Raw genomic sequence first — 12,689 nt, 5'->3', positions numbered from 1 at the left:
CTCGACGTCGGGCCCCTGGCTGCGCACCGTCACCGCTCGAGCGCGGCTGTCGTCGCAGGCTGAGAGGGTGCTCCCATGACCCGGGTCTCGCTCTCGCGCCTGCCGGGCGATCGCGTCCTGGTCGTCGACGACGACGGGGGCCGGGAGCTCGCGGTGGCCGACCTGGCGGCGTACGTCGGCGCGCGTGAGGTCGACGCGCCGCGCTGGGTGTGGGACGACACCGCGCGCTGGTACCCGCCGCTGCTCGCCGCCGGGGTGCGGGTGCAGCGCTGCCACGACCTGCGACTGGGCCACCACCTGCTGCGCCGCGCCCCCGCCGTCGACGGGCGGCTCCTGGAGGGCGTCGACTCGGAGCACTGGGACCGCCTCGGCCCGAGCGCGCCGTCCCACCCCGCGCTGTTCTCCGTCGACGACACGGCCGAGCACCTGCGCGCCGACGTCGAGGACGCCCGTCAGCTGGCGGCGGTGGCGGCCTCGGCCGAGTCCGCGCGCCTCGGGCTGCTGCTCGCGGCGGAGTCGTCGGGAGCCCTGGTCGCCGCCGAGATGACGCACGCCGGCGTGCCGTGGCGCACCGACGTGCACGAGCGCCTGCTCGCCGACCTCCTCGGCCCGCGGCCGCCGCGGGGCGCCCGTCCGCAGCGGCTCGACGCCCTGGTCGCCGAGGTGCGGGCTGCGTTCGAGGCGCCCGGGCTGAATCCCGACTCGCGACCCGAGCTGCTCACCGCGCTGCGCCGGGCCGGGCTGGACGTCGCCGACACCCGGGCCTCGACCCTGCGCGCGCTCGACCATCCCGGCATCGCGCCGCTGCTGCGCTACAAGCAGCTCGCGCACCTCTTCCAGACCAACGGCTGGACCTGGCTCGACCAGTGGGTCAGCGGCGGCCGGTTCCGGCCGTCGTACCAGCCGGCCGGCTCCGCCACCGGCCGGTGGTCGTCCAACGGGGGAGGCGCGCTGTCGTTCCCGGTACAGGTCCGGTCGGCGGCGGTGGCCGACGAGGGCTGGACGTTCGTGGTCGCCGACGTCGCCCAGCTCGAGCCGCGCGTGCTCGCCGGCATGAGCGGCGACCGTGCGCTGGCCAAGGCGGCCCGCGGTGCCGACCTCTACCAGGGGATGGTCGACGACGGCGCGGTCGCCAGCCGCAAGGACGCCAAGCTCGGCCTGCTCGGCGCGATGTACGGCGCCACCACCGGCGAGAGCGGCCGCATGGTCGCCGGGCTCACCCGGCGCTACCCCGACGCCTTCGGCCTCGTCGAGGACGCCGCCCGTGCCGGCGAGCGCGGCCAGGTCGTGCGCACGCTGCTGGGGCGCGGGTCGCCCGGGCTGGGGGAGGCGTGGGACCGCGACCCCGACGACCCGCCGGTCGACCCCGACAGCCAGGCCCGCTACCGGCGCGCCTACGGCCGCTTCACCCGCAACTTCGTCGTCCAGGGCACCGGCGCCGAGTGGGCGCTGTGCTGGATCGCCGACCTGCGCAACCGGCTCTGGCGCCTGGGCGGCACCGGCCCGCTCGACGTCCGCCCGCACCTGGTGTTCTTCCTCCACGACGAGGTCGTCGTGCACACCCCGGTCGCCCTCGCCGACGAGGTCGTCGCGCAGGCGACCGCGGCGGCCACGACCGCCGCGGGCCTGCTGTTCCGCGAGCTCGCGATCGACTTCCCGCTCAACACCTCGGTCGTGCGGTCCTACGCCGAAGCGGGCAAGCCCGGCGCCGCCGTCGAGCCGTGAGTGCGGTCACGCCGTGGCGGCGAAGGCCTCCGCGACCACGTCGAACGCCTCCTCGAGGAGGGCATCCCCGATCGACAGCGGTGGCAGGAACCGGAAGACGTTGCCCCACGTGCCGCAGGTGAGCACGACGACACCCTGCTGGTGGCAGTACGCCGCGACCGCCGCCGTGCGGGCCGGGTCCGGCTCCGTCGTCCCCGGCTTGCACAGCTCGATCGCCATCATGGCGCCGCGGCCACGGACGTCGGCGATGACGTCGTGGCCCGCGGCCAGCTCGCTGAGGCGGGCGCTCATCCGGGCGCCGATCTCGCGGGCCCGGGCGTCCAGCCGGCCCTCCCGCATCTCCTCCATCGCACCGAGCGCGGCCGCGCAGGCGACCGGGTTGCCGCCGTACGTGCCGCCGAGGCCGCCGACGTGCACGCTGTCCATCAGCTCCGCGCGGCCGGTGACGCCGGCGAGCGGGAACCCGCCGGCGATGCCCTTCGCGGTCGTGACCAGGTCGGGCACGACCTTCTCGTGCTCGGAGGCGAACCAGTCGCCGGTGCGGCAGAAGCCGCTCTGGATCTCGTCGGCGATGAACACGATGCCGTTGTCCTGCGCCCACGCCGCGAGGGCGGGCAGGAAGCCGGGCGCCGGGACGATGAAGCCGCCCTCGCCCTGGATGGGCTCGATCACCACGCAGGCGAGGTTGTCGACACCGACCTGCTTGTCGAGCACGTCGATCGCCCGCGCCGCGGCCTGCTCGCCGGTCAGACCGTCGCGCAGCGGGTAGGACATCGGGGCCCGGTAGACCTCGCCCGCGAACGGGCCGAACCCGTTCTTGTAGGGCATGTTCTTCGCCGTCATCGCCATCGTGAGGTTGGTGCGGCCGTGGTAGGCGTGGTCGAAGACCGCCACCGCGTCCCGGCCGGTCGCGACGCGGGCGATCTTCACGGCGTTCTCGACGGCCTCGGCGCCGGAGTTGAAGAGCGCGCTCTTCTTCGCGTGGTCGCCGGGGGTGAGCTCCGCGAGCGCCGCGCACACGTCGACGTAGCCGTCGTACGGCGTGACCATGAAGCAGGTGTGCGTGAAGGCGTCGACCTGCGCGTGCACGTTGCGGGCCACCGCGGGGGCCGCGTTGCCGACGGTGGTGACCGCGATGCCGGAGCCGAGGTCGATGAGCGAGTTGCCGTCGACGTCGACGATCACGCCCCCGCCTGCCGCGGCCACGAAGACCGGCAGCGTCGTCCCGACGCCGTTGGCGACGTGGGTCTTCTTGGCCTCCAGCCGCTCGAGCGAGCCGGGGCCGGGGATCGCGGTGACGAGGCGGCGCTCCTGCGGGAGGGTGGGGCCACCGACGGCGACAGCAGTTTCGGTCATGACAAGGAGCCTAGTGCGACGGGTTCCGTCACTGGCAGGGGTGTTGGGCAACGATTTCATGACCGTTCGTGGCGATTCAGTGACCGGCGGGCGGTGCGGGACACTGGAGTGGTGACTCGCCGCGATATCGCCGTCCTCGGCTCGACCGGGTCGATCGGCACCCAGGCCCTCGACCTGGTCCGTGCCAACCCCGACCGGTTCCGGGTCGTCGCCTTGACCGCGGGCGGGTCGAACCCCGAGCTCTTCGAGCGCCAGGTCGCGGAGTTCGGCCCCGCCTGCCCCGACCTCTTCAGCGGTCTCGGGGAGGAGGCGAGCGTCGAGGCGGCCGGTCGGCCCTGCGACGTCGTCCTCAACGGCATCACCGGCGCCGTCGGCCTGCGGCCGACCCTCGCCGCGCTCGACGCCGGCACCACGCTGGCCCTGGCCAACAAGGAGTCGCTGATCATGGGCGGCCCGTTGGTGCTCGACCGCGCGAAGCCCGGTCAGATCGTCCCGGTCGACTCCGAGCACAGCGCGCTCGCCCAGTGCCTGCGGGGCGGCACGCCCGAGGAGGTACGCCGGCTGGTGCTGACCGCGAGTGGCGGGCCGTTCCGCGGCCGCACCCGTGAGCAGCTCGCCGACGTGACGCCCGAGCAGGCGATGGCCCACCCCACCTGGGACATGGGCCCGGTCATCACGATCAACTCGGCCACGCTGGTCAACAAGGGTCTCGAGGTGATCGAGGCACACCTGCTCTTCGGCATCCCCTTCGACCGGATCGAGGTCGTGGTCCACCCGACGAGCGTCGTGCACTCGATGGTCGAGTTCGTCGACGGCTCGACGCTGGTGCAGGCCAGCCCGCCGACCATGCTGATCCCGATCGCGCTCGGCCTGTCCTGGCCCGACCGGGTGCCCGACGCGGCGCCGTCCGTCGACTGGACCCGCCCGGAGACGTGGGAGTTCTTCCCGCTCGACGACGAGGCGTTCCCCGCGGTGTCCCTCGCCCGGGCCGCGGGGGAGGCCGGCGGCACGGCACCCGCGGTCTACAACGCCGCGAACGAGGTGGCCGTCGACGCCTTCCGCAGCGGCCGGCTCGCGTTCAACGACATCGTGCCCACGGTTCAGGCTGTTCTCAGCAGCCACGACGTACTCTCTGAAGGGCAGACGATGACCGTCGAGGACGTCCTCGCGGCCGATGCCTGGGCGCGCACCGTCGCCACCGCGAAGATCGAAGGGACCCGATGACCGGCCTGTTCTACGTGCTCGGTGTGGTGATCTTCGTGGTCGCCATCCTGGCCTCGATCGGTCTCCACGAGCTCGGACACATGATCCCCGCGAAGGCGTTCGGCGGGAAGGTCACCCAGTACTTCATCGGCTTCGGGCCCACGGTGTGGAGCAAGCAGGTCGGTGAGACGGAGTACGGCGTCAAGGCGATCCCGCTCGGGGGCTACGTGAAGATCGTCGGGATGCTGCCGCCCGGCGCGGCCGAGCTCGCCGACGAGGTGACCTACGACGACCAGGGCAACCCGGTCGTCAAGGTCCGCAAGTCCAACACCGGCATGTTCACCCAGCTCATCTCCGACGCCCGCGCGGCGGAGTGGGAGACGATCAAGCCCGAGGACTCGGACCGCCTCTTCTACAAGATGGCGTGGTGGAAGAAGGTCATCGTGATGGCCGGCGGGCCGACGGTGAACATCCTCATCGCCTTCTTCATCTTCTGGGGCGTCTTCGGCCTCTACGGCCAGCACACGGTCGAGCCCGACGCCGGCGCTCCCGTGATCGACAACGTCTCGCAGTGCGTGATCCCGTACGCCGAGGAGGGTCGCGACTGCACGGCCGGCGACCCGGCCAGCCCGGCGGCCGAGGCGGGCCTGCAGCCCGGTGACACCGTCACCACGTTCAACGGCACCGCCGTCACCGGCTGGGAGCAGCTGCGCGACCTGATCCGCGGCAACGAGGACGGTCAGGCGGTCATCGGCTACGAGCGCGACGGCCAGCAGCTGACCGGCACCACGAGCACCACCGTCGAGGCCCGGCCGACGTCCGGCACCGACCTCACGCTCCGCCAGGTCGGCTTCCTCGGGGTCACGCCGACCAGCCACACGGTGGTCACCACCGGCGGGCCGGTCTACACGCTCGACCAGATGGGCGACATGACGGTGCAGACGGTCCACGCGCTCGGCACCCTGCCGGTCAAGGTGTGGGGCGTCGCCGAGGCGATCGTCGGCGTCAAGGACCGCGCCGCCGACAGCCCGGTCAGCATCGTCGGCGGCGGCCGGCTCGCGGGGGAGACCGTGTCCCACGAGGGCTTCCCGTTCACCGAGAAGGCCGTCTTCCTGCTGATGCTGATCGCCGGCTTCAACTTCTTCATCGGGATGTTCAACTTCATCCCGCTGCTGCCCCTCGACGGCGGCCACATCGCCGGCGCCCTGTGGGAGGCGATCCGGCGCGGGTTCGCCCGGCTGCGCGGCCGGCCCGACCCGGGCTACGTCGACGTCGCCAAGCTGCTCCCGATCGCGTACGTCGTGGCCTCGGCGCTGCTCGTCATGGGCGTCGTCCTGATCATCGGGGACCTCGTCGTCCCCATCCACCTCGAGTCCTAGGATTTCCTTCATGACCGCCATCAGCCTGGGCATGCCCGAAGCACCGCCCCCGGTGCTCGCCCCGCGCCGCAAGACCCGCCAGATCCAGGTCGGCAAGGTCGGCGTCGGCAGCGACTTCCCGGTCTCCGTGCAGTCGATGACGACGACGCTCACCAGCGACGTCAACAGCACGCTCCAGCAGATCGCCGAGCTGACCGCGACCGGCTGCGACATCGTCCGGGTCGCCTGCCCCAGCCAGGACGATGCGGACGCGCTGGCCGAGATCGCCCAGCACTCGCAGATCCCGGTGATCGCCGACATCCACTTCCAGCCGAAGTACGTCTTCGCCGCGATCGACGCCGGCTGCGCCGCCGTCCGGGTCAACCCGGGCAACATCCGCAAGTTCGACGACCAGGTCAAGGAGATCGCCCGGGCCGCCAAGGACCGCGGCACCTCGATCCGGATCGGCGTCAACGCGGGCAGCCTCGACAAGCGGATCCTGGACAAGTACGGCAAAGCCACGCCCGAGGCGCTGGTCGAGTCGGCCGTCTGGGAGGCGGGGCTCTTCGAGGAGCACGACTTCCACGACTTCAAGATCTCCGTGAAGCACAACGACCCGGTCGTCATGGTGCGCGCCTACGAGCTGCTGGCCGAGGCCGGCGACTGGCCGCTCCACCTCGGGGTCACCGAGGCCGGCCCGGCGTTCCAGGGCACGATCAAGTCGGCCACGGCGTTCGGCGCGCTGCTGTCCCAGGGGATCGGCGACACGATCCGCGTCTCCCTCTCGGCCCCGCCGGTCGAGGAGGTCAAGGTCGGCATCCAGATCCTGCAGTCGCTCAACCTGCGCCCCCGCAAGCTCGAGATCGTCTCGTGCCCGTCGTGCGGCCGCGCCCAGGTCGACGTCTACACGCTCGCCGAGCAGGTGACCGCCGGCCTCGAGGGCATGGAGGTCCCGCTGCGCGTCGCGGTCATGGGCTGCGTCGTCAACGGCCCGGGCGAGGCGCGTGAGGCCGACCTCGGCGTCGCCTCGGGCAACGGCAAGGGCCAGATCTTCGTCAAGGGCGAGGTCATCAAGACCGTCCCCGAGTCGCAGATCGTGGAGACCCTGATCGAGGAGGCCATGCGCATCGCCGAGGGCATGGAGTCCGTGGACGGCGCGGCCGCGTCGGTCACCGTCTCTTAACGTCTGGCAAACACCCGTTCGGATCTGGTGACGCGAAGTCGATCGAGGCGCACACTGCCTGCGTGAGCATCTCTCGCCGCCATCTGCTCGGAGCCGCGTCGGTCTCCGGCGTGGCCGCCGCCACCGGCGCGGCCCGCTGGCTGCCCGCGAGCGCGGCCGCCACCCTCCCCGCCCCCGCGGACTCCGGTATCGAGCACGTCGTGCTCGTGATGATGGAGAACCGCTCCTTCGACCACTACCTCGGCTGGCTGGACGGTGCCGACGGCAAGCAGGCGGGGCTGAGCTACGTCGACCGCAAGGGAGTCCGGCACAAGACGCACCACCTCGCGTCGCCGGACGGCTGCGGCTTCGAGGACCCCGACCACTCCTACGAGGGCGGCCGGATCCAGCTCAACGGAGGGAAGCTCGACGGCTTCCTCAAGTCCGGCAACAACGACCTGCTCGCGATCGGCTACTACACCGACGAGGACCTGTCGTTCTACTCGCACGCCGCTCGTGACTGGACGGTGTTCGACCGCTACTTCTCCGCGGTGATGGCCGAGACCTACCCCAACCGCTTCTACCAGCACGCGGCGCAGACCGACCGGCTCCACAACAACACCGACCAGTGCACGCTCACCACGATCTGGGACCGGCTGGCGGCCAAGGGCGTCAGCGGCACCTACTACTTCAGCGACATCCCGTTCACGGCGCTCTGGTACGGCAAGTACGCCAGCATCTCCCAGCCGTTCACGAAGTTCCTCGTCGACGCCGCGGCCGGGACGCTGCCCGCCGTGTCGTTCGTCGACCCGCGCTTCCTCGACGAGGAGTCGGGCAGGTCGAACGACGACCACCCGCTCGCCGACATCCGGGCCGGCCAGGCGTTCCTCAACCAGGTCTACGACGCGGTCCGCAACGGCCCGGGCTGGGAGAAGACCGTGCTGGTCATCAACTACGACGAGTGGGGTGGCTTCTTCGACCACGTCCAGCCGCGCAAGGCCCCCGATGTCGCGAAGAAGACCGCGCTGCGCGGCTTCCGGACGCCGGCGCTGATGATCTCGCCGCTGGCCCGCCGGGGTCACGTCTCCCACCACGTCTACGACCACACCTCGGTGCTGAAGATGATCGAGTGGCGCTGGGGCCTGAAGGCGCTGACGCCGCGCGACCGGCACGCCCGCAACATGGCGCAGGCGCTCGACTTCGCCCGTGCTCCGGACCTCTCGTCGCCGACGTACGACGTCCCGGACATCACGCCCGCGGGCTGCGCGCCCGACGAGACCAAGTCCGCGGACTGGGCCGCGCTGAAGCGGCTGGCGCTCGACCTCGGGATGAGGTTGCCCGGATGATCGTGCGACCGCTCTGTGTCCTGGCGCTGGTCGTCAGCGGGCTGGCGCTCTCGCCGGCACACGCCGACCGGCCGGCCGCGGCTCCCGCTCCCGCACCGGCCGCGGCGCGGTACGTGCCGCCGGCGCGGCACGTGTTCGTGATCAACATCGAGAACAAGGGCTACGACGAGACCTGGGGCGGCGACTCGGCGGCGCCGTACCTCGCGACCACGCTGCGCAAGAAGGGCGTGCTGCTCAACCACTACTACGGCACCGCCCACAACTCGCAGCCCAACTACGTCGCCCAGATCTCGGGGCAGGGTCCGAACCCCGACATGCAGTCCGACTGCCAGAGCTACTCGACGTTCGCGCGGACCGGCACCGTGGCGCCGGGGCAGGCGCTCGGCACCGGCTGCGTCTTCCCGGCGGACGTGCCGACGCTGCCGGGGCAGCTGAGCCGCCACGGGCTGACGTGGAAGGGCTACATGGACGACATGCAGAAGCCCTGCCAGCACCCCCAGCGCGACACCATGGACCCGACCCAGCACGCGACCGCGGAGCACAACTACGCCGTGCGGCACAACCCGTTCGTCTACTTCCGGTCCATCACCGACCGGGCGACGTACTGCAAGCACCACGTCGTCGGGCTCGGGCGGCTGCGCCACGACCTGCGTCGCGTCAGCACCACCCCCAACCTCGTCTACATCACCCCGGACCTCTGCCACGACGGGCACGACGCGCCGTGCGCTGACGGGCGACCGGGTGGGCTGGCGACCGTGAACAGCTGGATGCGGACGTGGGTGCCGCGGCTGCTGAAGTCACCGGCGTTCCGCAAGAACGGCGTGCTGGTGATCACCGCCGACGAGTCCGACGGGCCGCAGGAGGACGCCACCGCGTGCTGCGGGCCCGCCACGTCGGCCAACTCGCCGATGCCGGGCATCCTCGGCCCCGGCGGCGGCAAGATCGGCGCCCTGGTGATCTCCAAGTACGTGGCGCCCCGCACGTGGAGCACCACGCCGTACAACCACTACTCGCTGCTCGGCTCGATCGAGGAGATCTTCGGGCTCACCAAGCTGGGCTACGCGCGCGACGAGGGCGTCGACACGTTCGGGCTCGACGTCTACAACTCCGGTTGGAACCGGTAGCCAGGAGCGGTCACTCCTCGTCGAGCTCGGCGTCGCCGATCAGGCGTAGGGGTGCCGCATCCGCGGCGCTGACGCTCGCCGTGATCGCCGCTGCGCCCGCCGACGCGCGATCCTCGAGGAGACGTGAGGACCCGCCGGACGAACGAGTCCGGGAGAGGTGACCTGCCCGGGCCCGGCTCCGCGTAGGCTCACGTCGTGCTCACGACCCGCCACGGTGTTCGCCCGCTGGGAGCAGCGGACCTGGGGGCCTTTCTGGCGCTCGTCCGCCAGGACCCGGTCGTGAACGTCTTCGTCGACTACCGCGCGACCACCACCAACCTCGAGCCGCGCTGGCTCGGGGGGGAGATGTGGGGTCGCTTCGACGGTGGCGATCTGATCGCCGCGTGCCACGTCGGGGCCAACCTGGTGCCGATCCAGGCGCGCCCGGAGGACGCCGCGGCGTTCGCCGAGCGCGCGCTGACCCGAGGTCGTACGGTGTCGACGATCGTCGGACCGCAGGAGGCGGTCCGGGTGTTCTGGAACGGCGTCGCCTCGAGCTGGGGCCGGCCGCGGGACACCCGCTGGGAGCAGCCGCACCTCGAGATCGCCGGGCAGCCCTTGGTGGCGCCCGACCGACAGGTGCGGCGTACGACGAAGGCCGACATGGGGGAGCTCTATCCCGCCTGCGTCGCCATGTACACCGAGGAGGTCGGCGTCTCGCCCGAGCAGGGCGGCGGCGCCGAGCTCTACCGGGCCCGGGTCGCCCAGCTGATCAACCGGGGCTGGTCGTTCGCGCGCTTCGACGGCGACCGGCTCGTCTTCAAGGCCGAGGTCGCGTGCGCCACGGCGTACGCCGCGCAGATCCAGGGCGTCTACGTCCCGCCCGACCGCCGCGGCGAGGGCATCGCCACGGCGGGCATGGCCGCGGTGGTCGACATCGTCCGGCGCGAGGTCGCGCCCGTGGTGTCGCTCTACGTCAACGACTGGAACACCTCGGCGCGCGCCGCCTACGAGCGGGTCGGCTTCCGTGAGACGGCACGCTTCGCCACCGTGATGTTCTGAGCCCTTCCGTACTCTCGGGACATGTCCCTGAGCCGCAGCACGACGTTCCTGGCCCTCGGCTTCGCCGCGAGCGGCGTCGTCCACCTGGCCAAGCCCGAGTTCTACCTGCCCCTGATGCCGAGCTGGGTCCCCGCTCACCGCCAGGTCATCCTCGGCAGCGGCGTCGCCGAGCTCGCCTGCGCCGCCGGCCTCGCCGTCCCCGCCACCCGCCGCGCCGCCGGGTGGGCCAGTGCGCTCCTGCTGGTCGGCGTCTACCCGGGCAACGTCAAGATGGCCGTCGACGCCGCCAGGACCGACAACACCGGGCTCAAGGTCGCGTCGTACGCCCGCCTCCCGATGCAGTTCCCGATGATCAAGGCCGCTCTCCGCGCCGCCCGCGGCTGACTCTCCACAGGCTCGAGCCGGCCCGTTTCGTTCCTCGCCGGGACGGGGAATGATGCTGGTCGTGACCCGTACTCGGACGGTCCTCACCGCCTTCACCCTCGTGTCGGTGCTCGCGCTCGGCGCCTGCTCCGACGACGACCCCGAGCCCAAGTTCGCTCCTACGCCGTCCACGAGTGCGCCGACAGACATGACGACATCGCCGTCGGCGCCGCCGTCGGATCCGCTTGAGCCGTCGATGCCAGCGGAGGCAACACGAGACTCCGATGCTGGTGCAGAAGCGTTCGTTCGGTACTGGATCGAAATGGTGAACTTTGCGCAGCGGACCGGGCAAACCAACGGGCTCAGGAAGCTCAACGACGTGCGTTGCGCCGGGTGCCGCGGCATGGTCGAGGCGATCGATTCGGCATATCGCTCCGGCGGACACATCGTGGGTGGCGAACTCTCTGCCGGGCGGCTGCGCGAGCTTCCTCTCGACTTCGGCGCTGAGTGGGCCGCTTTTGCTAACGCCCGGACGGCGCCCCAGACCGTAGTGCGTCAAGACGGCACTAAGGAGAAACACGATGGAGCCCCGTTTGATCTGTACACCTACGTCGACTGGGCTGACGGTTGGAGCATGCGATGGCTGCGTACACCTTCGTGAGGCTGGGCCGCGCTGCGGTAGTCCTGGTTCTCACTCTTGGAGCGGTGGCCACGTTGCAGACGTCGGCATCGGCGGAGTGCGGACCCGGCTCGGGCACATCCGTCTCGGGTACCGCTGCCGGCAGCACGCTGGTGATAGGGGCCGAGCAGGAAGTTTCGGCGTCCTGCTCAGAGGGCGGGGGAGTCTCCGCGAGCGCGAATTCAATTCGCGACTCAGACCTTGATGCTCTCTGCGTGCAGGTGGCCATCAGCACGGCGCGAGACCCGTTCCAACTGTGTGATCTTCCAACCGACGGCGAAACGCCTCAGCTCACACCCGGCATCGTCGGGGCGGCGTTCCGGCGGTTGTCGTTGCCGGCGTCGGAGTTGGTGGTGCAGCCGCCGGGTGGGCGGACGTTGGTGAATTTCGAGACGAACTTCTACACCGAGAACGGTGGGTTCACGCGCACGGTGAGTCTGTTGGGTCGGCGGGTGGAGCTTCGGATCTGGCCGGCTGGTTATGGGTGGCGGTTCGGTGATGGGGCGACCAGGCAGACGGTGGGGGCGGGGTCGCCGTATCCGGATCTGGAGATCACACACCGGTACCTGGACAAGGGTCGGGTGAGCCCGCGGGTGGACACGACGTATGCGGCGCAGTTCCGGGTTGGTGGGGGTCCGTGGCGTGAGGTGGCGGGGACGGTGACGGTCCCGGGGGTCGCAGAGGGGTTGCGGGTGGTGGAGGCGCGTCCGGTGCTGGTGGGTTACTGAGCGGGCGTGGGTGTGGCCCCGTCGGCGGTGGCCGACGGGGTCGGGTGGTCAGGTATGTCGTTGGTGGGTGAGGTCGTTGACGTAGACGTGCCCCAGTGGGCTGGTCCAGCGGAAGATGCGGGCTGCGGTGCGTTGGTAGGTCCAGCCGCCGTGGGTCTTGAGGCGGTGGTGGAACCTGCACAACGGGGCGAGGTTGCAGGAGCAGGTGGGTCCGCCGGAGTCGTAGTCGATGATGTGGTCGTTGTCGCAGGACCTGGATGGTCGGGTGCAGTGCGGGTAGACGCAGGTGGGGTGGGTGAGGTTCACCTGTTCGCGGAGCAGCGGGGTGGGGTCGTGGCCCTGGTTCCACCGGTGTTCGTTGAGGTCGATCACCTGACGGGTGTGCACGCTGGACGCCTGGCACCAGTCGCGGACCTGGTCGATGGAGTGGAACGACCTTGTGTTCTCCAGCGTGGCGAAGGGTCCGCCGTCCGTGTGCACGTTCAGCACGACCTGCCGCTTCGGAAAGTCCAGGGTGCCCTGGTTCCTGGCGAGGTCGCCGGCGGCCATGGACCGGCGGACGTCGAGGGTCTCCTCGCAGCCGAGGTCGGCGAGTGCCTGCGCG

Annotated in this window: 12 protein-coding genes; 10 read left to right on the top strand and 2 right to left on the bottom strand. The window is 71.1% G+C overall.

The genetic code is table 11. The features are described 5' to 3' along the window. The first annotated feature begins 75 nt into the window (after positions 1–75). Positions 76–1,725, top strand: a complete 1,650-nt coding sequence (locus PD653B2_RS04320; RefSeq protein ID WP_085871107.1) for a bifunctional 3'-5' exonuclease/DNA polymerase — start codon at positions 76–78, stop codon at positions 1,723–1,725. 6 nt (positions 1,726–1,731) lie between these two features. Here PD653B2_RS04320 and gabT read toward each other — a convergent pair whose 3' ends face one another. Beyond that, entirely contained in the window at positions 1,732–3,081 is a 1,350-nt protein-coding gene (gene gabT, locus PD653B2_RS04315; RefSeq protein WP_085871106.1) for a 4-aminobutyrate--2-oxoglutarate transaminase, read from the bottom strand. 111 nt (positions 3,082–3,192) lie between these two features. On the opposite strand from gabT, the gene PD653B2_RS04310 reads away from it, so the two are divergent. From PD653B2_RS04310 to PD653B2_RS04270, 9 genes are all read left to right on the top strand, one after another. Next, entirely contained in the window at positions 3,193–4,305 is a 1,113-nt protein-coding gene (locus tag PD653B2_RS04310) for a 1-deoxy-D-xylulose-5-phosphate reductoisomerase (protein ID WP_085871208.1), read from the top strand. Next, a complete protein-coding gene (locus PD653B2_RS04305) occupies positions 4,302–5,663 on the top strand; it encodes a M50 family metallopeptidase (RefSeq protein ID WP_085871105.1) in 1,362 nt (453 codons plus the stop codon). Before PD653B2_RS04310 ends, PD653B2_RS04305 begins: the two co-directional genes overlap by 4 nt. A 10-nt stretch (positions 5,664–5,673) precedes the next feature. Beyond that, on the top strand, positions 5,674–6,825 hold the full coding sequence (gene ispG / locus PD653B2_RS04300; protein WP_085871104.1) for a flavodoxin-dependent (E)-4-hydroxy-3-methylbut-2-enyl-diphosphate synthase: 1,152 nt from the start codon (positions 5,674–5,676) through the stop codon (positions 6,823–6,825). Between the two features lie 62 nt (positions 6,826–6,887). Then, positions 6,888–8,150 carry an alkaline phosphatase family protein gene (locus PD653B2_RS04295; RefSeq protein ID WP_085871103.1) on the top strand — a complete coding sequence of 421 codons (1,263 nt, stop codon included), beginning with the start codon at positions 6,888–6,890 and terminating at the stop codon, positions 8,148–8,150. Then, positions 8,147–9,274, top strand: coding sequence for an alkaline phosphatase family protein (locus PD653B2_RS04290; RefSeq protein WP_085871102.1), 1,128 nt, complete (start codon positions 8,147–8,149; stop codon positions 9,272–9,274). The genes PD653B2_RS04295 and PD653B2_RS04290 overlap by 4 nt, the downstream gene beginning before the upstream one ends. A gap of 195 nt (positions 9,275–9,469) precedes the next feature. Then, the gene (locus PD653B2_RS04285; protein WP_085871101.1) at positions 9,470–10,315 is read left to right on the top strand and encodes a GNAT family N-acetyltransferase; all 846 of its coding nucleotides are present in this window, start codon (positions 9,470–9,472) and stop codon (positions 10,313–10,315) included. A 21-nt stretch (positions 10,316–10,336) separates the two neighbouring features. After that, on the top strand, positions 10,337–10,699 hold the full coding sequence (locus tag PD653B2_RS04280; protein WP_085871100.1) for a DoxX family protein: 363 nt from the start codon (positions 10,337–10,339) through the stop codon (positions 10,697–10,699). A gap of 49 nt (positions 10,700–10,748) precedes the next feature. Beyond that, the gene (locus PD653B2_RS04275) at positions 10,749–11,339 is read left to right on the top strand and encodes a DUF6318 family protein (protein WP_085871099.1); all 591 of its coding nucleotides are present in this window, start codon (positions 10,749–10,751) and stop codon (positions 11,337–11,339) included. A 233-nt stretch (positions 11,340–11,572) separates the two neighbouring features. Then, a complete protein-coding gene (locus PD653B2_RS04270) occupies positions 11,573–12,085 on the top strand; it encodes a hypothetical protein (RefSeq protein ID WP_242665133.1) in 513 nt (170 codons plus the stop codon). A gap of 48 nt (positions 12,086–12,133) precedes the next feature. Here PD653B2_RS04270 and PD653B2_RS24760 read toward each other — a convergent pair. After that, positions 12,134–12,689, bottom strand: a 556-nt coding sequence (locus PD653B2_RS24760; protein WP_165763321.1) for an HNH endonuclease signature motif containing protein, incomplete at its 5' end; no start/stop codon positions are given.

The organism is Nocardioides sp. PD653-B2 (assembly GCF_002117935.1).
In the GTDB taxonomy this organism is placed as follows: Bacteria; Actinomycetota; Actinomycetes; order Propionibacteriales; family Nocardioidaceae; genus Nocardioides.
The sequence above is the reverse complement of the archived record's forward strand: the minus strand, read 5'-3'. Positions and strand labels throughout refer to the sequence as shown.